This window comes from Bradyrhizobium septentrionale (genome assembly GCF_011516645.4).
Taxonomy (GTDB): domain Bacteria; phylum Pseudomonadota; class Alphaproteobacteria; order Rhizobiales; family Xanthobacteraceae; genus Bradyrhizobium; species Bradyrhizobium septentrionale.
The window spans coordinates 8,926,029-8,945,580 of the sequence record NZ_CP088285.1; the positions used below are offsets into that span (position 1 = coordinate 8,926,029).

General features: G+C 65.6%; 22 protein-coding genes. 5 read left to right on the forward strand and 17 right to left on the reverse strand.

Annotated features, from left to right (window positions below; genetic code table 11):
- Positions 1 to 19: 19 nt before the first annotated feature.
- Together HAP48_RS44920 and HAP48_RS44925 are read left to right on the forward strand one after the other, a co-directional pair.
- Positions 20 to 238, forward strand: a complete 219-nt coding sequence (locus HAP48_RS44920; protein ID WP_166206375.1) for a hypothetical protein — start codon at positions 20 to 22, stop codon at positions 236 to 238.
- A 134-nt stretch (positions 239 to 372) separates the two neighbouring features.
- Positions 373 to 927 carry a hypothetical protein gene (locus HAP48_RS44925; RefSeq protein WP_166202867.1) on the forward strand — a complete coding sequence of 185 codons (555 nt, stop codon included), beginning with the start codon at positions 373 to 375 and terminating at the stop codon, positions 925 to 927.
- 60 nt (positions 928 to 987) lie between these two features.
- Here the strand turns inward: HAP48_RS44925 and HAP48_RS44930 are convergent, their stop codons facing one another.
- The 3 genes from HAP48_RS44930 to HAP48_RS44940 all read right to left on the reverse strand — a co-directional run bounded on the left by HAP48_RS44930 (position 988) and on the right by HAP48_RS44940 (position 3,597).
- The gene (locus tag HAP48_RS44930; protein ID WP_166206378.1) at positions 988 to 2,148 is read right to left on the reverse strand and encodes a DUF2652 domain-containing protein; all 1,161 of its coding nucleotides are present in this window, start codon (positions 2,146 to 2,148) and stop codon (positions 988 to 990) included.
- A gap of 235 nt (positions 2,149 to 2,383) precedes the next feature.
- Positions 2,384 to 3,232 carry an alpha/beta fold hydrolase gene (locus HAP48_RS44935; RefSeq protein ID WP_166206381.1) on the reverse strand — a complete coding sequence of 283 codons (849 nt, stop codon included), beginning with the start codon at positions 3,230 to 3,232 and terminating at the stop codon, positions 2,384 to 2,386.
- Positions 3,229 to 3,597, reverse strand: a complete 369-nt coding sequence (locus HAP48_RS44940) for a hypothetical protein (protein ID WP_210292763.1) — start codon at positions 3,595 to 3,597, stop codon at positions 3,229 to 3,231. Before HAP48_RS44940 ends, HAP48_RS44935 begins: the two co-directional genes overlap by 4 nt.
- 578 nt (positions 3,598 to 4,175) lie before the next feature.
- Between HAP48_RS44940 and HAP48_RS44945 the strand changes: the two genes are divergently transcribed.
- On the forward strand, positions 4,176 to 4,427 hold the full coding sequence (locus HAP48_RS44945) for a hypothetical protein (RefSeq protein ID WP_166206384.1): 252 nt from the start codon (positions 4,176 to 4,178) through the stop codon (positions 4,425 to 4,427).
- A 59-nt stretch (positions 4,428 to 4,486) separates the two neighbouring features.
- Here HAP48_RS44945 and HAP48_RS44950 read toward each other — a convergent pair whose 3' ends face one another.
- From HAP48_RS44950 to HAP48_RS44965, 4 genes are all read right to left on the reverse strand, one after another.
- Positions 4,487 to 4,726, reverse strand: coding sequence for a DUF6719 family protein (locus HAP48_RS44950; RefSeq protein ID WP_166206387.1), 240 nt, complete (start codon positions 4,724 to 4,726; stop codon positions 4,487 to 4,489).
- 186 nt (positions 4,727 to 4,912) lie between these two features.
- Positions 4,913 to 5,626, reverse strand: coding sequence for an outer membrane protein (locus HAP48_RS44955; RefSeq protein ID WP_166206390.1), 714 nt, complete (start codon positions 5,624 to 5,626; stop codon positions 4,913 to 4,915).
- A gap of 278 nt (positions 5,627 to 5,904) precedes the next feature.
- On the reverse strand, positions 5,905 to 6,348 hold the full coding sequence (locus HAP48_RS44960) for a hypothetical protein (protein WP_224496843.1): 444 nt from the start codon (positions 6,346 to 6,348) through the stop codon (positions 5,905 to 5,907).
- 57 nt (positions 6,349 to 6,405) lie between these two features.
- Positions 6,406 to 6,936, reverse strand: coding sequence for a MarR family winged helix-turn-helix transcriptional regulator (locus tag HAP48_RS44965; protein WP_166206393.1), 531 nt, complete (start codon positions 6,934 to 6,936; stop codon positions 6,406 to 6,408).
- A gap of 44 nt (positions 6,937 to 6,980) precedes the next feature.
- Here HAP48_RS44965 and HAP48_RS44970 point away from each other — a divergent pair, with 44 nt between their 5' ends.
- A complete protein-coding gene (locus HAP48_RS44970) occupies positions 6,981 to 8,474 on the forward strand; it encodes an FAD-dependent oxidoreductase (RefSeq protein ID WP_166206396.1) in 1,494 nt (497 codons plus the stop codon).
- Positions 8,475 to 8,591: 117 nt separating this feature from the next.
- Here HAP48_RS44970 and HAP48_RS44975 read toward each other — a convergent pair whose 3' ends face one another.
- Positions 8,592 to 8,903, reverse strand: a complete 312-nt coding sequence (locus HAP48_RS44975) for a His-rich protein BRANT (protein WP_166206399.1) — start codon at positions 8,901 to 8,903, stop codon at positions 8,592 to 8,594.
- A 277-nt stretch (positions 8,904 to 9,180) separates the two neighbouring features.
- Between HAP48_RS44975 and HAP48_RS44980 the strand changes: the two genes are divergently transcribed.
- Positions 9,181 to 9,741 (forward strand): tetratricopeptide repeat protein, encoded by a 561-nt coding sequence (locus HAP48_RS44980; protein ID WP_166206402.1) that lies wholly within the window; start codon positions 9,181 to 9,183, stop codon positions 9,739 to 9,741.
- A 227-nt stretch (positions 9,742 to 9,968) separates the two neighbouring features.
- Here HAP48_RS44980 and HAP48_RS44985 read toward each other — a convergent pair whose 3' ends face one another.
- The 9 genes from HAP48_RS44985 to HAP48_RS45025 all read right to left on the reverse strand — a co-directional run bounded on the left by HAP48_RS44985 (position 9,969) and on the right by HAP48_RS45025 (position 19,493).
- Positions 9,969 to 10,907 carry an NAD(P)-dependent oxidoreductase gene (locus tag HAP48_RS44985; RefSeq protein ID WP_224496844.1) on the reverse strand — a complete coding sequence of 313 codons (939 nt, stop codon included), beginning with the start codon at positions 10,905 to 10,907 and terminating at the stop codon, positions 9,969 to 9,971.
- A 112-nt stretch (positions 10,908 to 11,019) separates the two neighbouring features.
- Positions 11,020 to 12,213, reverse strand: coding sequence for an MFS transporter (locus tag HAP48_RS44990; RefSeq protein ID WP_224496845.1), 1,194 nt, complete (start codon positions 12,211 to 12,213; stop codon positions 11,020 to 11,022).
- A gap of 155 nt (positions 12,214 to 12,368) precedes the next feature.
- Positions 12,369 to 12,647 (reverse strand): hypothetical protein, encoded by a 279-nt coding sequence (locus HAP48_RS44995; RefSeq protein WP_166206410.1) that lies wholly within the window; start codon positions 12,645 to 12,647, stop codon positions 12,369 to 12,371.
- Positions 12,648 to 12,767: 120 nt separating this feature from the next.
- Positions 12,768 to 13,502: a cation efflux transmembrane domain-containing protein gene (locus HAP48_RS45000; protein WP_166206413.1), complete on the reverse strand. Its 735-nt coding sequence runs from the start codon at positions 13,500 to 13,502 to the stop codon at positions 12,768 to 12,770.
- Positions 13,503 to 13,615: 113 nt separating this feature from the next.
- Complete coding sequence (locus HAP48_RS45005) at positions 13,616 to 13,930, reverse strand: copper-binding protein (protein ID WP_166206416.1); 315 nt, start codon at positions 13,928 to 13,930, stop codon at positions 13,616 to 13,618.
- Positions 13,931 to 13,959: 29 nt separating this feature from the next.
- The gene (locus HAP48_RS45010) at positions 13,960 to 14,433 is read right to left on the reverse strand and encodes a cupredoxin domain-containing protein (RefSeq protein ID WP_166206419.1); all 474 of its coding nucleotides are present in this window, start codon (positions 14,431 to 14,433) and stop codon (positions 13,960 to 13,962) included.
- Positions 14,434 to 14,473: 40 nt separating this feature from the next.
- Positions 14,474 to 17,644, reverse strand: a complete 3,171-nt coding sequence (locus HAP48_RS45015) for an efflux RND transporter permease subunit (RefSeq protein ID WP_166206422.1) — start codon at positions 17,642 to 17,644, stop codon at positions 14,474 to 14,476.
- Positions 17,641 to 19,095, reverse strand: a complete 1,455-nt coding sequence (locus HAP48_RS45020; protein WP_166206425.1) for an efflux RND transporter periplasmic adaptor subunit — start codon at positions 19,093 to 19,095, stop codon at positions 17,641 to 17,643. Before HAP48_RS45020 ends, HAP48_RS45015 begins: the two co-directional genes overlap by 4 nt.
- Positions 19,092 to 19,493: a FixH family protein gene (locus HAP48_RS45025; protein ID WP_166206428.1), complete on the reverse strand. Its 402-nt coding sequence runs from the start codon at positions 19,491 to 19,493 to the stop codon at positions 19,092 to 19,094. Before HAP48_RS45025 ends, HAP48_RS45020 begins: the two co-directional genes overlap by 4 nt.
- Positions 19,494 to 19,552 lie beyond the last annotated feature (59 nt).

Below are 19,552 nucleotides of genomic sequence, written 5' to 3' on the forward strand. Positions count from 1 at the left end.
GCGCTTACATTTTCCTCGCATGAGGCTACGCGAACCCAACCGCAATTTGCTCCTTCTGGGCGCCTTCACGCTGCTCAGCGTGGCTGCCGCCGGGATCGTTGCGGTGCTGGATCCGGTGCCCCCGCCGGCCAACGCCGCGGTTAGGCCGGCCCCCAATCAAGCGCCGGCCCCTGACCTGACGCCGGTCCGGATCGTCGGCACCCCGTTCGCCCCGAACACCAATCCCCGCCAGCGCTGACCCGCCTCGCACGCCGGGTACGTCACAATTTTGTCACCGCGCCTGCAAAACAGGCGTCTTCGTCAACCATCATGATGGCGAGTGCTTGATTCCGCGCGGTTGCTCTGCTGCAATCCGCCCGCTCAAGGTGCGCCATGAAGTGGATGAAGGAACGCGATCTCCTGATCGCGCAGACAATGGCTTTCGTGGAGTCGGTGAAGGGCAAGCAGCCCGACGCCGGGATGCCGGCGCCTGCCCCGCGGACATCAGCGCCACCGGCCGCCCAGCAGACTGCCACGCCGCCTGCTGTTGCGCCCGCACCCGCCGCGCCGGCACTCGCTGCCGCTGCGGAGGCCCTGGCCGAGGCCATCGCCACATTCGACATCAAGCCCAAGCCTGCGGCCGAGACGCGGCCCGCGGTCGTGCCGCCGCCGCTCCCGGTGCCGACCGTGATCGAGGGCCTGCTGCCGGCTCCGCCGCCTTTGGCAGTGACCGTCGTCGAGGTCCCACCGCCACCGGCGCAGCCGCCGCAATTCGCAAAACTCGACATCAGCGGCGACTTCGGGTCCGAGGTGCGCGAGCGGGTCGCCAATTTCCGCGCCCAGCAGCAGCGCTTCCTCAGGGAGCGCGAGGAATACTGCACCACGACGATGGCCAAGGTGCGCGCCGCGATCCGCGACAACAGCGAACTGCCGCGCTCCGGCAAGTAACCAGCGACCTGTTCACCTGATGGCCTTCCCCCGCGCTTGTCCGCCGGGGTCGATCGGACTTCAGCGCGGCGCGCCCGATTTCACCGGATCGGTCAGGAAGCGTCCGCTCGATCGCGTCAGCGCCGGCTCCTCCACTGCGTCGGAAACGGGCTGCTTTCCTTCCAGCATCGATCGCAAGCCGGCGATCGCCTGGGTCATGCGCTCGGCGTATTTGGCCAAGGCGCCGTCGACGAACGCCCTGTCCTTCGGCTTCGGCTTGGCGAGCCGCAGCTCCAGATGCGTCGTTCCGTCTGGACCGTCCAGAACCGCGCGGGTCATCACGATCCGCGGCGCGTCGGGGACCGGAAGCGTGATGCCCACCGTGAAGTTATCGGCCGGGTGCCAATCGAGCAGCTCTTCGACGACGGTATGGGTGCCGTGCATGCAGTGATTTTTCGTGCCGACGCCGCGCCGTCCCTTGCCGGATTCCTCGACAATGGTGTCGGCGTCCCACCATTGCTGCCACTGACCGGGCACGGTGAGAAACTCCCACACCGTCTGCCGGGGCGCGGCGATATCGAACTCCAGCATGGCGTGGGCGTCGGCGCGCGTCACCTCCACCCGCCTTTGCGCGTCGTCCTGCTGCCACGCCGCCTCGAGATCGCGCACCCACAGCGTCACGTCGCCGATGATGTCAATGGTTTCGCGATGCGCGATGAGACCTTGCGCCACCGGATCGACGCCCATGGCGCGGATCGCCGCGTCGCTGTAGAGCGCGTAGGCGCGCCCGCCGAGCTTCGCGCCGACCGTGTTCTTGAGCAGCCGGTGGACCAGAATGACGTCGCGCCCGGCGAGCTCTTCCCGCCCGCCCATCCTCTGCTTCACCATCTCGCCATGATGGACGACGAATTTGAAATCGAGATCGCCCATCGCAACGCAGGCCTTGCATTCGCAGGTCGAGGCCTGGCGCACGCTGCGCAGGCGCCGCCGAAACTTGAAATAGGCGCCCTCGATCGCGTCCTGCAGCAGCGAGCCGTCTATCGTCTCGGCGGTGGTGTAGACGAACGCGGCGTCACCCTCGAACTTGGCGAGGCGAAACGGCGGGCGCAACGCTTTCACCACCGCGTCCATGAAATCGGCGATGATGTCCTGCGCATGGTCGAGTTCGACCGCCGCGAGGAAGTTCGTATAGCCGGAGATGTCGGCAATCGCGAAATAGGCCACTTCAGCTTTCGGAAGCATCAGGACCTCCTACGCAACCGGTTCACGCCAATCGTGCGGATGCGCAGTGTGTCACCCACGCCGCCCGCGGTCGAGGGGGCTCTCAAGCGCGACGACGTTACTTCGAGCAGCGACTGCGACGGCGCTACACACCCTCTCCCGTTCTTTTACGGGGTGGAGACGAGCGAGGCTCGCTCTCGGAGGGCTGGGCCGAGCGGCTGTCTCGCGCATCCGGCGATAGCTCACTCATCTCGCTTTAACGGCCGCTGATCTTCTCCAGCACCGGCAGCAGATGTTTCAGGAATTCGCCCGGATTCTCGCTCATCGGAAAATGGCCAAGGCCTTTCATGATGGTGGCCTCGCTGCCGGCAATGCTGCTCGCCACCGCGAGCGTCTCCTCCGGCGTGCAGGAATAATCGTACTCGCCTGACAGCAGGAACAGCGGGCAGCGTTTGGTGTCGATCTCGGCGATGCGAGCGCGGATATCACCGTCGATCTTGTAGAAATAGAGGTCGCCCTTGAACACGCCGGGACCGCCTTGCATGTAGTGCCACAGCGTTTCCCACTTCTCCTTGTCGGGCGCGTCGGGCCCGACCAGCCCCGAGACGATGGCGGCCGCGACCTCGCCGCCATGCACGTCCGGCCGGTGCAGGAAATTCAGGTCGTAATACGGATCGACATGCGCGCCGGCCTGCAGGCCGATGATGGCACGGAAGCGTTCGGGATGCTCGAGTGCGAGATGCAGCGCGATCCGGCCGCCGATCGAGCAGCCGATCACGATCGGCCTGTCGAGGTCGAGCGCGTCGACTACCGCCAGGATCATCGTCGTGTATTGCGCTGAGGTGAGCTGGTATTCCTCGTCGTGCCAGCCCTGCGGCGGCGACGACTTGCCGTGCCAGGGCATGTCGAAGGCGATGACGCGATGGTTGCGGGTGACGCGCTCATCGTTCATCAGGCCGCGATACTGCCGGCCGTCGGCGCCGGCGGTGTGCAGACAGAGCAGCGGCGTACCCTCGCCGGCTTCCTCGACATAGACGCGGTGCGCCCGGCCGAACAGTTCGAGCTGCATGTAGCGGCCGATGATCGGCTCGAATGTCGCGCTCATGCGGCGGCTCCCTCGCGGCGCAGCTTGCCGAGCGCCTCCTTGAAGTAGCGCAGGTTCGCCATGAAGATTTGCAGTTCGCCCTCGGCTTTCAGCACGCGGCGCTTGATCAGCGCCATCAGGTCGTTGGAGCCCGGCGGCGGCCGCCGCTCGCAGAAGCGGTCCCACTCCGCCTCCGAGGTGCGCAGCGCAAAGGACGACGACGGCATCACGAACGGCCCCTTGGTCACCGACACGATCCGCCCCTCATGGATCGAAATCAGCCAGACGGCCGCGCCGATCTCGAGCAGGAAGGTCGTGGTGAGAAAGCGGCCGCGCCGCACCAGGCCGGCGTCGCAATTGACCCGTTCCTTCAGCGTTTCGATCAATGTTCGCTCCCCGATGCGGCCCGTCCGCGCTGGCCGCGGCGGGCACTTGTTCTGCCGGCAATGATGGAAGGAATGCTGGGGCCGTCAATCGCCACAGCCGTCGCGCGGCCACGGCGTTTTCGCTTGGGTCGCTAGAGCGCGATGAGATTGGGTTGAATCGTCATCGCGCTTTAGCTCTTTGTTTGAGCATGATCTTTTCGGAAAACCGCTTCGCACTTTTCCGGATCATGCTTTAGAGCCAAATTTCGCTAGAGCCAGGACCAGACCAGCGCCACGTTCGCGGCGCAGGCCGCGAACAGCGCGAGCGCGAGCACGAAGTGCACGCGTTCATGGGGGGTCTGAAGGATCGCTCTCATGGGGAAAGCATCCGGCGATTCTACCCGTGGAGTCCCGGGGATTCTTTTTTCCGGGGTTTACCACCCGTTAAGGACTCAGGGCCCTCGGCGAAAGGGCCGAAATGACTCATATTTTCAGATGCTTGGCCCGGGGTCCCGCTCACGGTTCCGTGATTGGAACGGTGATATTGCCTGAAACCCGGGACGGGTGCTCGCGTTGTCGGGGATTGGGGAAAACGACGAATGCCATACGCGCTGTTCTATCAAGACGCCAAGCTGAGCAAGACTTATCCAACCGAAGCCGATGTCTGGAAGCTCGCCAGGAAATCGGGGCTGGTGGTGGATGCCGTTTCCGGCGAGGAGCAGTCCTCGCTCCGCCCGCTGCTCGAGAATAACTATGAGATCCGGCCGTGCCAGGCGGAGCCGGACGAGGACCCGGTCAAGAACAAGGCCGACGCCGATCGCGAAGCGCGCCTGGAGCCGCGGTTGAACTAAAAAACAGCAGACCGGCCGGCACGCGTCGCGGGCCGGATGCAAAAGCGGTCGTCCCGCCCTTACGGCGTCGCCGTCGCCAGCGAGGCCTGTTCGGCCGCGAGCGACACGCAGATCTTCCGCCGATGCAGACCCCGGATCGACCCCGTCACCTTGAGCACCTTGCCGGCGGTGCAGGACGCGTCCTGCACGAACACGACTTCGTACGGCGCAAGCACGAGGGGTTCGGATTTGAGGATCGTCTGGGCAAGGCACGGCACAGCGACCGCAGAGATGATCAGCCCTAACGCAAAGCTACGCATGTTCGTTTGTCCACCAGCCCCGGCGATCCCATAATAACGCATCACGATGAAAGTTCCGTGCAATGCAGGAATTATTTTTTGCATTGCACGATCCGGCGTGAATATCCGCTGAATAAGCAAGCGTCGGGCCAATAAAAAAGGCCGACCCGAAGGTCGGCCTTTGATCTCGATGCGGCGATGACGCGATCAGTAGCGGGAGCCCACTGGCCCGCCCCAGCCGAAGCGGTAGTTGACCCCGACCTTGACGGTCTGCTCGTCGTTGCGGAAGCTCGTGCCGACAATGTCGGCCGGACCGCTGGTGAAGGTGGTCTTGCCGAAATTGTAGTACTGGTACTCGGCCTTCGCCGACCAGTTCGGGGCGAACATGTATTCGAGGCCCGCGCCGACCGTGTAGCCGTCCTTGCGGCCGCCGTCGGTCGTGAACGCCGCCGGCACGCCGGCGACAGACGCCGTGATGTTGTTGTTGTCACGCCAGGCGTAACCGCCCTTGGCATAGAGCAGCGTCGGGCCCCAGGTGTAGCCGAGGCGGCCGGTCACCGAACCGAGCTGGTCGGTATTCCCGGTCACGACCGTTCCGGCGGGGAACACCAGACCGTTGTTCGACGAGCTCGGCAGCCAGGAGTACTGCGCCTCGACACCCATCACCCAGTTGGGGGCGAACTGATAGTCGAAGCCGCCCTGCACGCCACCCATGAAGCGCGCGTCGCTGCCCATCAGGTTGTTGCCGTCGGTGAACGCGCCGCCGACATGGCCGCCGATATAGAAACCGGTCCAGTTGTAGATGAGCGCCGGAGCGGTAGGCGGCGGTGCCTTGGTATAGGTGCGGGCCGGGATGTCGGCCGCAAACGCCGGGCTCGCAAGAGCGGCCAGCGCGACCGTGCCGAGCAAAAACTTCTTCATCTCTGATCCCCGTGACTTACGCTGCGCTGTTAAACCAAACAACGTGACGCCAATTAGGTTGCTTTGGGGCAGTGCCAGACCTGTGATGTTTCCGAGCTGTGACAGGGTCGCAACAACGCCCGTTTGTTCCTTGGCACAGAAGGTTTTTTCACCGGTTAAGCAGCCGCATTTCGGCTGTATGGATGTCGCAAATGCCTAAGCTGAGGTTCAGCGCTCCCCGAAAAGTGATCGGGGTTTGCTAACGATCCGGTCAGGCCTGCCGCGACGGGCCGCCGCGGTCAGCGCGACATCTTTTCCAAATCTGGAAATGGCGCGTAGGACGCGCCGGCGCAAGGCTCGGCGGAATTATCCAGGATGCGGTCGAGCCGGCCGTCGACGAACAGCACCCCACGCTCGCGCGCCGGCCGGTAATTGCCGTCGGTTTCCTTCGCGCTGTAGCGCAGGCACACCACATAGCGCAGCCGGCCGCCGACCGTGCGCTGCGCCGGATCGGCGATCGCCGCCTCGCGCACCCCGACCGGATTGTTCAGATAGGTCCGCATGAAGGCCAGGATCTGGTCGCGGTACCGGTCCGGAAACGGCTGGTTGGCCACGCCGCGATCATCGGTGAAGGTCGTCGGCCCGCCGCCGCTGTCATCGCTGGTGAGGCAGCCGGCGAGCGGAATCGAGAGCAGCAGGATCGCCGCCAGTTTTGATGAAGTCCGCAAACGTCGCTGTCTCATGGGTCCCCGGTCGCGTCTCATAAACTGCTGGGCGGCGGAAGGGAATTCGCAACTGGGTTATCCCTGCCCGCGTCGCTCGTCCGTTGACTGGAGGTGCGGCGCCGGATCGTCCAACGCGGCACCGCTGATGCTGTCGGCGAATTTGCGCATCAGACGGACCAATTCCTGGACGTCGCGCTCACTCCATTCCTTGAAGATAATCTCGCCAAATCGCTCACGAGCGGCGTCTACGGCATCCGTCATCGCCTTGCCCTTGGGCGTCACGATGACTTCGCGGACGCGGCGATCGGCAGCGCCGGCCTGCCGCCCGACCAGGCCAAGGCTCTCGAGCTTCGCGATCTGCCGGCTCACGGTGGTGTGGTCGCGCCCGACCCCGTCAGCGAGATCGACCACGCCGATCGGGCCACGCCGCTCGATGATGACCAGCAGCGGAAACAGCGCTCGCTCCAGCGGGATGCCCGCCTCCCGCACCATGCGCTCGTCGCCTTGGGGCCGGTTCAGCACGCGCATGATGTCGATCAGCGACTCGTGCAGCGCCCGGATCGTTTCACGATTGTGTGTATTTTGCACGCTTCTTCTTGACGGCATCACGGGTCTCCAATTATGTGCAAATTACACATATGGAGATGGCCATGACAGAAGAATTTTCAGCCGACGTGCTGATCAGCGGCGCAGGCGCCGCCGGGCTCACGCTGGCGATCGAGCTCGCGCGGCGCGGCATTCCTTTTCGTCTGATCGACCGGATGGAGGCCCCGTTCCAGGGCTCGCGGGGCAAGGGCATCCAGCCCCGGACATTGGAGATTTTTGAGGACCTAGGCATCGTCGACCGCATCGTCGCGGCGGGCGGCCCCTATCCGCCGCAGCGCGAACACCGCGCCGACGGTACTTTCGTCGAGTCCGACTTCATCGAACGTCAGGAGCCAACGCCGGCCGAGCCGTACCGCACCCCACTGATGCTCCCGCAATTTCTCACCGAAGGCCTGATGCGCGAGCGGCTGGCCGAACTCGGCCATCAGGTCGAGCATGGCTGCGAACTCGTCGGCATTGCGCAGAATGGCGACGGCGTCACCGCCAGGCTTGCGCAGGATGGCACCGAGGAGACGATCCGGGCGCGCTATCTGGTTGGCGCCGACGGCGGCCGCAGCTTCGTGCGGCACGCGCTTCAGATCGGCTTTCCCGGCAAGACGCTGGGCGTTCGTGCCGTCGTCGCCGATTTCGAACTGACAGGGCTCGAACGCGATGCATGGCACCGCTTCAACGACGGCTCGATGGAGCGCCAGATATCGCTCTGTCCGCTCGCGGGCACCGACCTGTTCCAATTGCAGGCTCCGATCCCGCCGGAAGGTGACGTTGATCTGTCGGCCGCCGGACTTGCCAAAATGATCGCCGTGCGCACCGGGCGCGACGACATTCGCGTTCACGCGGTGTCGTGGGCCTCGGCCTACAGCATGAACGCGAGGCTCGCCGACAGCTATCGCACGGGCCGCGTGTTCCTGGTCGGCGACGCCGCCCACACCCATCCGCCGACCGGCGGCCAGGGCCTCAACACCAGCGTGCAGGATTCCTACAATCTCGGCTGGAAACTCGCCGCGGTGATCGCGGGTGCGCCCGCTGCTCTGCTCGACAGCTATGAAGAGGAGCGCCGCCCGATCGCCGCTTGCATGCTCGGCCTATCCACCAAACTGCTCGAGGCCGGCAAACGCGGCGACATGCGGCGCGGCCGCGAGGTGCAGCAGCTCGATCTCGGCTATGCCGGGTCGTCGCTCGCGCTGGAGATGCCGGAACGTGAGCGTGGCCTGCTGGCGGGAGACCGCGCCCCCGATGCGCCGATCCGCGGCGCCGCCGGCCAGCCGGCACGGCTGTTCCAGCTCTTCAACGGACAGCATTGGACCTTGCTCGGCAACGAAGTGGCGCGTGACGCGGTTGCGCCCCGCCCTCGCCTGCACATTCACACGATCGGCCCGCGCGGCGACATCGTCGACGAGACCGGCGAACTGCGCAAAGCCTACCATCTGGACGCCGGCGACTGGGTGCTGGTGCGCCCTGACGGCTACGTCGGTGCGATCGTCGCCTCGCGCGAGATCGGCGCGCTCGAAAACTATCTTGGTAGTGTCGGGCTCAACTGAAACGCAAACGCACTCCGGCCCGCCGGCCATTGGGGAAGCAATGGACGGACGGGCCGGGCTGACATCCCAAGGGCGCAGCGGGGCAATGTGGATCGAACTACGCCCCTCGGATCAGATTCAGCCGCGCTTGGCCGGCGCGACGTGCTTGATCGCGACCTTCGCCCGGACATGCTTGGAGGCGTGCTTCGGCGCCTTCACCTTCAGCATGCCCATATGCTTGTGGTGGCGATGATGGCGATAGTGCTTCTGGTGATGGCGGCCCATCTTGGCGTTGGCGTTGCGCACCTTCGCCGGCAGCTGCTCGCTCTTGATCACGGGAGCGGTCTTGGTGACCGGCGCGGGCGTTGCGACCTTGCCGGTTTCGGCGGCGAGCGCGGGCGCTGCGATCACGGAGATGGCGAGCAGCGCGGCGGAAATCGTCTTGAACATGGTGGTCCTCCTGTTCGGGATCGAGAGGTCTCCGGCCGGATGGTCGGCCTCACCGATCAATGCACGTGACCTTATGGGCCGCGCACTGAACCTGTTCTGAAGAGCGCTGACGGAATTCATTCATGTGAATGACTTCTTTGTCATGTTGCCCGTGCCGGCGCGAGATCACGTAATCGTTGAAACGGCCGGGAATGTTCCGCAGCCCTGGGTGTTCAAGTCAGCAGGCTTCGGTGTAAGATTACCGAGCACGATCAGGAACGATCAGGAGCAACCAGGAATGAGCAAGACGCCGCAGTTTCGTTGGAAGTTTTTGGGCCTCGCAGTGCTCTCGATGACACTCGCCGCCGGGCCGGTCATCACGGCCTACGCCGCAGGCAGCGACAATCCTTCACCGCCGGCCTCCGACAGCAGCGCCAGCAAGGGCAAGAAGGCCAAGAAGGACAAGAGCTCCGCGATCGACGATCAGAAGTTCCTCGCCGGCTATCGCACCGCCTACACCACGATCTATGACCAGCACGACTATACCGCCGCGATCGAGCAGCTGAAGGCGCTCGGCCAGGACGACCGTGCCGACGTCGCCAATCTGATCGGCTACTCCTATCGCAAGCTCGGCGACTACAAGGTCTCGCAGGTCTGGTACGAGCGCGCGCTCAAGGCCGACCCGGCGCATGTGCGCACTTGGCAGTATTACGGCCTCTGGCAGGTCGAACAGGGCAACCGCGATCAAGCGCAATATCACCTGAACCGCATCGCCCAGCTCGCCGGCACCAACAGCGACGAATATCGCTCGCTCGCCGCCGCGCTGGAAAAGCCGCCGGGCACCGGCCTGGTTTACTGAGCGGCCGATCGTCCTGACATCAAGCCGGCGCGATCACGAGGACCGCGCCGGCTTTTTGCTGCTCCGTAGGATGGATAGAGCGACTTGTCCGCCGTAGCTCGAAGAGCGAAGGCGGAAGCGAAACCCATCGCTCGCATCGGCGGTGTCGATGATGGGTTTCGCGGAGTTTATCATCGGGCCGCGCTTTGCGCGGACCCGTTGGTTCTACCCAGCCTACCGACTACCGATTACCGACGCGGCAGATCGGCCGCCCTTGCGGCATAGGCATCGAGCACGTCGTCGGCGCTGTAGGCCTGGCGTGCCGCGAAATCATCGCGCAGGCCGAGTCTCGCCGATGTCCAGAGCCGCGCGGCGGTGGCTTCCGTCATGATCGGTTGCAGGCCGATCTCCCGCAGTCCCTCCGCGATGCCGTCCATCTCGACCGCGCGGCGCTCGGCATGCAGCACGTCGGTGCGCACGCACATGTCGACGAACTTGCTGTAGCGCGTCGCATCCATCGGCTCGCAGATGCCGCGCAGCGCTTCGCTGCGCACGCCCGCGAGCGAGGCTGCCGTCAGCGCCTCGACGATCAACGCCTCCATGCCCTTGGTCACCACGCTGCGCAGCATCTTCACCGCGGCTGCCGTGCCCGCCTCCGGGCCGGCCTGCTCGATGGTGAAACCGAGCGGCGCAAACAATTCGGCGAAGCGCGCGGCACCATCGCCCGAACAGTACAGCGGCACCGCCGCGCCGTAGATGCTGACCGCGCCCATCAAATTGGCATCGACGAAGGCACCGCCGTGCGCCGCGACGGCATCGCCGACCAGCCGCTTGGCCTTGGGCGTGGAGGCGTTGACGTCGACCACCAGCATGTCAGGCCGAACCAGGCTCGCGATGGCTTGCCCGACCGGCACGGCGGTCGCGACCACGACCGCGGAGAACACGATGTCGGCGCGCGCCATCAGCGCGGGCAGGCTGTCGACCAGTTCGACCCCGCAATCGGACGCCATGCTCCGGAACGCTTCCGAATATGGCGGACGGTTGGTCTTGCCGTCGCAAAACACCAGCGGCGCGGAACCACCCTTCACGCGCCCCTTGGCTGCGAGATGCGTCGCGAAGCACTGCGCCGCCTCGCCGAAGCCGACAAAGCCGATCACCTGCTGGGTCATGTGAATGCCCTGGGTCATGTCGTGAGCGTGCGCGCTGCCGCATCACAACCAATGTCAAGCAAGAAGCGTGCCCGCGACGAAGGATCGTGTGCTGCGGTAGGATGGGCAGAGCCAACGGACCTTCGAAACCTTACGACGTCGCGGCGATCCCGACCTCGCGCCGGCGGCGGCCGAGAATGGCGAGCATCACAAGTGCTCCGATCGAGCAGGCGAGCGCGAGCTCCAGCACGGCATTGCTGCCGGACCGCGTCAGCAGCCAGGCCAGCAGCGGCGGCGACGCCGCCGAGATCAGGTTCAGCGGCAGCGCGATATGCGAGGTCGCCTTGGCGAATTCGCTCTTGTCGTAGAACACCAGCGGGATGGTCGCGCGCGCGACCGCAAGCGCGCCGCTGCCGAGGCCGTAGATCAGGATGAAGGCCGCGATCGCCCAGTAAGTGCCGTGACCGACGATCAGGATCAGCATCGCGACCGGCAGCAACGTGCCGGCAACCAGCCCGGTCGTGATGCCGTCCCAGCGACCGCCGCCGAGGAAGTCGATCGCGCGCGCCGAGACCTGCACGACGCCGAGCGTCGAGCCGAACGCGACCGCCTCGGCCGGCGGCAGCCCCTGCGCCTTCAGAAGCTCGACCAGCACCGCGCTGAAGCCGAAACTGACGAAGGCGTTGAGCCCGATCGCCGCGACCACCAGAAAAAACGTGCTCCTGCCGGCCGGCGGCGGCGCACCGGACCGGTCCGATGGCGATGCGGATGCCGCCTCGCCGACCGCCCGGCGCGGCAGCCCGAAGCTGTAGAGCGGCAGGCAAACGAGAGCCATCGCCGCGGCATAGGCCAGACAGGTCCCGCGCCAGCCCAAGGCCTCCGCGAGAAACGCTGTCGTGGGCCAGAAGATGCTGCTGGAGAGCCCGGTGACCAGCATCAGCGCGCCGATCGCGCCTTTCGCGTTCCGCCCGGCCACCTCGTTCAGCATGATGTAGGCGGCGGTGCTCAGTGCCGCGCTGCCGGCGGCACCGAGGATGGTCCAGGCGATGAAATACAGCACCGGCTCGCGCGCGCAGGCCAGCACCACGAAGCCGAGCGCGGCGATCACGCTGCCGGTCATCATGACGCGCCGCGCGCCAAAGCGCCGGAACGGCTTCGCCAGCAGTGGGCCGCACAGGCCCATGGTCACGTAGAAGGTCGATGTCCCCGCAAACACCGTGGAAAGGGCGATCTCAAGGTCGGCCGCCATCCGGTGGCCGACGATGGCCGGCAGGCCGAGGGTCCCCCACCCGAACACTTGCGCAATGGCCAGCACGAGCAGGACGCCGGCGATGTCTCGATCCATTCCCAGGAACCGTGCCCGGTTCGCCTTCGCCATTCCCACCCGCCGCGTTTCAACCAAACGCCTTCGCTAACCGACGCGGTATGACGGTATCATGACCGGCGCCGTCCAGACCGGCTCGGGCCCGGCGACATCCCCAGGGATTACGGATCAAGGGATTACGGATAGTGCTCGAGGCGTCGGTCGGGCTTTGGCGGGCGGCTCGAACCCACCGTGTCGCCGGCAGTGCCGGCGTCCGGCTTCGCCGGACGCGCCGCCCTCTCGATCGGCGGGCTGCTGTCGCCGGTCTTCGTGTTGCTGTTCAGCGCCTGGCCGATGGTGGTCAAATTGGCCGCTTGGCCAGCCCCCGCCGAGCCCGTCGAAGGGCCGGAGCTCTGTGCCAACACGGTTCCCGATAGCACCAAGGCCGCCATCAGTATTGCCGCGTTGACTGTCATGGAGGGGGCCTTCGCGGCTGCCCCGGACGTTCCCCCGGCGCCCTCATTTAAGGTAAATGCGAGGCGAATTCTGTACCCTGTCGCGGCCAATGGCAGGCAGCACAGGCATTCGCGGCTCGATCAACCGCGCGCCGCCGTCGCGCCGCGCAACGCCCCCTCGCGATACTCGGCCCAGGCCTGTCGCAGGATCTGCACCGACGAGGTCAGGAATATTGCCGCCATCACGGCGGCAACCGCGAGATCCGGCCATGGCGTGGCCGTTCCCCAGACGCCGAGGGCCGCCACCATCACGATGAGGTTTCCGATCGCGTCGTTGCGCGAGCAGAGCCAGACCGAGCGGACATTGGCGTCGCCGTCCTTGTACGGCAGCAGCAGCAGAACCGACCCAACATTGGCGGCGAGTGCCAACGCACCGATTGCGCCCATCACCTCGGCTTTCGGCACGCCGAGCACGAACGTCTGATAGACGGTCGAGCCGAACACCCACAACGCCATCAGGCTCAGCGACACGCCCTTCAGCAGCGCCGCGGAGGCACGCGTCCGCAAGCTGGCGCCGATCACCGCAAGGCTCAGTCCGTAGGTGACCGTATCGGCGAGGAAGTCGAGCGCATCCGCCTTGAGCGCCTGCGAGCCGGCCAATTGACCTGCGACCATCTCGGTCAGGAACATCGCGCCGTTGATGCCAATGACGGTCCAGAGAATGCGCTTGTAGCGCGGGTTGAGGCCGTCAAAGACCGGCACGCCGCCCGAGCAGCATGCGTCGGCCACTGCGGGCGCCCGGCCAGCCTTGTTCGGCAGCGTCAGCGGCGGTGGCGCACAGCATTCGGAGGTTTTCTGCTCGCAGCAATCGCTCATCGATCTTCCCTTCGGCGAACAGGATAGGACCGCCGATGCCACGGATTCAACCCTGTCCGCGTGGAACAGGGCCAATCCGCGCATCAGCTCAGGAACTGAAGCGGGCCCTCGCCTCACTTCGCCTTCTGGATCGCGGTGACGGTGTAGCCGCCGTCGCCCTCCTGGGCTTCGAACTTGACCTTGTCGCCGACCTTGACCTGCTTCAGCAGCGCGGAATCCTTGACCCGGTAGACCATCGTCATCGGCTCATCCATGCCGAGGCTCTTGGCAGGACCATGCTTGAGCGTGATCCTGCCCGCCCCCTCGTCGATCTTCTTGACCTCGCCGTTGATGTCGGCGCCCTGCGCGAAGGCCGCGCTCCATGCCCAGCCAAATGAGAGCGCCAGCGCGAGCGTGGTGGCGCCTGCGATCCGGATCATCCTGTTCATCATTGCTGTCTGTTCTCTCGTCGCTGGTTTCATTTCACGATGACGCGGCCGGTCATACCGTAGTCGCGGTGATCGGGGATCAGGCACGAATATTCGAAGGTTCCAGCCTCGGTGAACTTCCAGACGATCTCCGCGCTCTTCTTCGGCGCGAGGCGGACGCCGTTCGGATCGTCATGCTCCATATGCGGATGCTTCTTCATCACCTCAGCATGCTTCAAATTCTCCTCGGTGGCCGCGAGCAGGAATTCATGATCCTCGGTGCCGGCATTCTTGATCACGAAGCGGATCTGCTCGCCGCGCTTGACCTCGATGCGGAACGGCGTGAACTCCATCTCCTTCATCTCGACCTCGACCGTGCGCGACGGCTTGCTCGGATCGCCGGGCTCGCCGGCCGAATAGGATTGATGACCGTGTTTTTCATGACCGCGCGACGGCGCCGCGGTGATTGACAGCGCAATGAGCGCGATGCCGATCCTGGTGAGGTGATTCACGGGATTCTCCATTCTGTGTTTGATTTGCATCGGCAAACAGGCCCCTGTCCTGTCATAACCCTGCGCCCTGGCGCGCGGCGGACGGAGCAGTCTCCGATCCCGCCGACCCCCTCGCTCCAAGCTCAAAACCCTTCACGATGGCGAAGATCGCGGGAATCACGATCAGCGTCAGCAGGGTCGACGAGATCATGCCGCCGATCATCGGCACCGCGATGCGCTGCATGATCTCGGAGCCGGTGCCGGTGCTCCACATGATCGGCAATAGCCCGGCCATGATCGCGACCACCGTCATCATCTTCGGCCGAACACGCTCGACCGCGCCCTCGATGATCGCACGGTGCAGATCGTCGCGACCGATCGTGCGTCCCTCGGCAGCGCGACGCGCCGTGACCTCGGCCAGCGCATGGTTGAGGTAGATCAGCATCACGACGCCGGTCTCGGCGGCGACGCCGGCAAGCGCAATGAAGCCCACCGCAACCGCAACCGACAGGTTGAAGCCGAGCGCCCACATCAGCCAGAGCCCGCCGACCAGCGCGAACGGCAGCGACAGCATCACGATCATGGTCTCCGCCACCGAGCGGAAGTTGAGGTAGAGCAGCAGGAAGATGATCGAAAGCGTCACCGGCACCACGATCTTGAGCCGCGCGGTGGCGCGTTCGAGATATTCGTACTGCCCGCTCCAGATCACATAGGTCCCGGGCTGAAACTGCACACCAGCCTGCACCGCGCGCTGCGCGTCGGCGACATAGCTGCCGAGATCGCGCTCGCGGATATCGACATAGATGTAGGTCGCGAGCTGCCCGTTCTCGGTCCTGATCGTGGTCGGCCCGCGCGCCGGCTTGATATCGGCGACTTCGCCGAGCGGCACCGCCCCGCCCGCCGGCATCGCCACCAGAATGTCGCTCGCGATCGCAGCCGGATTGTCGCGCAGGTCGCGCGGATAGCGCATGTTGACGGTGAAGCGCTGGCGCCCCTCCACCGTTGTGGTCACGCTCTGGCCGCCGAGCGCGGTCGCGATCGTGTCCTGGACGTCCTGCACGGCGATGCCGTAGCGCGACAATGCCTCGCGGTTCGGCGTGATCTCGAGGTAATAGCCGCCGAGGCCGCGCTCGGCATAGGCCGACGAGGTGCCGGGCACGCCCTTCAAGACCCCCTCGACCTGGCGGGCGAGCTTGTCGATCACAGCGAGATCGGGACCGATCACCTTGACGCCGACCGGCGTCCGGATCCCGGTCGAAAGCATGTCGATCCGCGCCTTGATCGGCATTGTCCAGGCGTTGGAGACGCCGGGGAATTGCAGCGCCTTGTCCATCTCGGCGATCAGGCCGTCGAGCGTGACGCCCTTGCGCCATTGCTCCTTCGGCTTGAGGTTGACGATGATCTCGAACATCTCCGATGGCGCCGGGTCGGTTGCGGTGGCGGCGCGGCCGGCCTTGCCGTAGACCGAGGCGACTTCCGGAAAGCCGCGGATGATGCGGTCCTGGGTCTGCATCAGTTCGGCCGCCTTGGTCACCGAGATACCAGGCAGCGTGGTCGGCATATAGAGCAGCGTACCCTCGTTGAGGTCAGGCATGAACTCGGTGCCGAGCTGCCGCGCCGGCCAGACCGTGACGGCGAGTGTTGCGAGCGCCAGCACGATCACCAGCGTCTTGGCCCGCAACACGCCATTGATCACGGGACGGTAGATCCAGATCAGGAAGCGGTTGATCGGGTTCTTGTGCTCGGGAACGATCCTGCCGCGGACGAAGATCACCATCAGCGCCGGCACCAGCGTGACCGACAAGAGCGCCGCCGCCGCCATCGCAAACGTCTTGGTGAAAGCGAGCGGTGAGAACAGCCGCCCCTCCTGCGATTCCAGCGTGAAGATCGGCATAAAGGATACGGTGATGATCAGCAGGCTGAAGAACAGCGCCGGTCCCACTTCTGCCGCGGCCTCGATCAGGATCGCGACCCGCGACCGGCCGGGCTCGGCGCGCTCAAGGTGCTTGTGCGCGTTCTCGATCATCACGATCGCCGCATCGATCATGGCGCCGATCGCGATCGCGATGCCGCCGAGGCTCATGATGTTGGAGCCGATCCCGAGCAGCTTCATCGCACCGAACGCCATCAGGACGCCGACCGGCAGCATCAGGATCGCCACCAGCGCGCTGCGGACATGCAGCAGGAACACGAAGCAGACCAGCGCGACCACGATGCTCTCCTCGAGCAGCGTGCGCTTCAGCGTCGCGATCGCGGCATAGATCAGGTTGGAGCGGTCATAGACCGGCACGATCTCGACCGACTTCGGCAGGCTGGTCGCGATCTCCTTGAAGCGCTTCTTGACGTTCTCGATGACGTCGAGCGCGTTGACGCCGAACCGCTGCAGCACGATGCCGCTCGCCACCTCGCCCTCGCCGTTCAGCTCGGCGATGCCGCGCCGCTCGTCGGGGCCGAGCTCGACGCGGGCGACGTCGCGCAGCAGCACCGGCGTGCCGTTGTCGGTCTTCAGCACGATGCTGCCGAGATCGTTGATGTCCTTCAGGTAACCCTTGCCGCGGATGACATATTCGAACTCGGAGAGCTCGACGGTGCGGCCGCCGACATCGGCATTGCTGGCGCGGATCGCGTCGCGCATCCGCTGCATGGTGATGCCGCGATCGCGCATCCGCTGCGGATCGAGGATCACATTGTACTGCTTGACGAAGCCGCCGACGCTCGCGACCTCGGCCACGCCCTCGGCCCTGGCAAGGGCGAACTTCAGGTTCCAGTCCTGGATCGTTCTGACGTCGGCGAGGTTCAGCTCTTTCGACATCACGGCATATTGGTAGACCCAGCCGACCCCGGTCGCGTCGGGGCCGATGGTCGGCGACACGCCGGCCGGCAGCCGCGACGCCGCACCGTTGAGGAATTCGAGCACGCGCGAGCGCGCCCAGTAGATGTCGGTGCCGTCCTCGAAGATGACATAGACGAAGGAGACGCCGAAGAACGAGAAGCCGCGCACGACCTTCGACTTCGGCACCGTCAGCATCGCCGTGGTCAGGGGATAGGTGACCTGATCCTCGATCACCTGCGGCGCCTGGCCGGGATATTCGGTGTAGACGATGACCTGGGTATCGGAGAGATCGGGGATCGCATCGAGCGGCAGATGGAGCAGTGCGTAAAGACCCGCGGCCGCCGCGAAGCCGGTGCCGAACAGCACCAGCAGCAGATTGCGCGCCGACCAGGCGATGACGCGAGCAATCATTGCTTGCCTCCCGTCATCTCGCCCTCGCCCGCCGCCTGCGCAGCGCCGGCCCCGGCAAAGCCCTTGATCGCCGCCTTCAGATTGCTTTCGGCATCGATCAGGAATGTCGCTGACGTGACGACCGCATCGCCCTCGGCGATCCCGTCACGAATTTCGACATAACCGTCGCCGCGCCGGCCGAGCTTGACCTCACGCGGCTCGAACCGTCCGTTGCCCCGGTCGAGCAGCACGGTCTGGCGGCTTCCGGTATCGAGGATGGAGTTGTCAGCCACCGTGAGCACCGGCGCCGGGCTGCCGGTATCGATCTCGGCGTCGACATACATGTCCGGCAGCAGCGCCAGATCGGCGTTCGGCAATTCGATCCGCACCCGCGCGGTGCGCGTCTCCTTGTTGACCTGCGGGTAGATCATGGCGATCTGGCCGGCGAACGCGCGGCCGGGATAGCTGCGCGCGCGCACCGTGACCTTCTGGCCGACCACGATGTTGCCGAGATCGCGCTCGGCGACATCGACCAGCGCCCACACCATTGAGACGTCGGCAATCCGGAACAGCACGTCGCCGGGCTGGGCGCGCATGCCCTCGATCGCGGCACGTTGCAGCACGATGCCGTCCCGCGGCGACGACCACGGAATTGCGATCGGGACCGTGCGGCTCTGCTCCATCTCGGCGATCACGGCCTCGGGCACGTCGAGGTTCATCACCCGCTGCCGCGAGCCCCGCCCGTATGGATCGATCCCCGCAGCCGTTTTCGAGCCGATGGTCGCAACATATTCGGCGGCGGCCGAGGACACCGCCGGGCTGTAGATCTCCATCAGCTTCTGTCCCTTGGTCACCCGGCTGCCAGTCGTGACGTCGGCGACCTTCTGCACATAGCTCTCGGCACGCATTGCGATCACGGAGACGCGCCGTTCGTCGAGCTGGATCGTGCCGGGGGCGCGGACCAGCGTGCGGATGCGGCGCATCTCCGCCGCTTCGGACTTGACGCCGGTGCGCTGGATCTTGCCGGGCGACAGCGTGATCGAGCCGTCGTCGCTGTCGTCGCCGTCATAGACGGGGATGTAGTCCATCCCCATGGAATCCTTCTTCGGCGCCGGCGAGGTGTCGGGAAGCCCCATCGGGTTGCGATAATATTTTATCTTGCGCTCGCCCTTCGCGGCCGCGGCCTTGATGTCCGCCGGCCGCTCGGGCGCGCCGGATTGCGCATCGGCATCCGGAAAAACCGGCAGATAGTCGCGCCCGTCCGTCGTCTTTTTCGGCGTCGCCGAGTAAAACGGCTTGCCGTCGGGATCGCGGTAATAGATCGGCGCAGCGCTCTCCGCCGCCTGCGCGGCGGAGACGATGGTGGTCGCGGGCCGCGGCGGCAGGCCGTGACCGGTCCACCCGGCGCCTGCCGCTGCGGCAATCGCAGCAGCAGCGCCGGCCCAAGTGAGGGCCCACGCGAGGCGGTTCATTGCTCGGCCGTGACGACGAGCTTGTTCTCGACCGAGCCGGTCTCGCCCTGCACCTTGGCGCCGAGCGACAATTGCCAGCGGCCGGCCATGCCGAAGGTCGCCTTGAACCGGTAGGTGCCGGGTTCGGTGCCCGGCATCGGCGTCACCGTGGTGGCCATCTCCTGCATGCCGTCGGGCGCCATGTCGAGCCGGGTCGAGAAAATGACCGCGTCGGGAACGGCTTTTCCGGTGGTCTTGTCGACCAGCCGCACCGTGACGATGCGATCGGCCCCGGCCTTGACCGTCGGCTGGGTGAGCTGGAATTCGTAGTTCTTGATCTCGGCGCGGGCGGGCGCACCCGCCAGGGCAACGCCGATCAGCGCGGCCGCAGCGGCGCACGCCAGGTGGAAAGTCTTCATGGTTATGATCCTCGATACGTCTGATGCACCGCGTGAGCGGCATGCGACGACACGCGCGC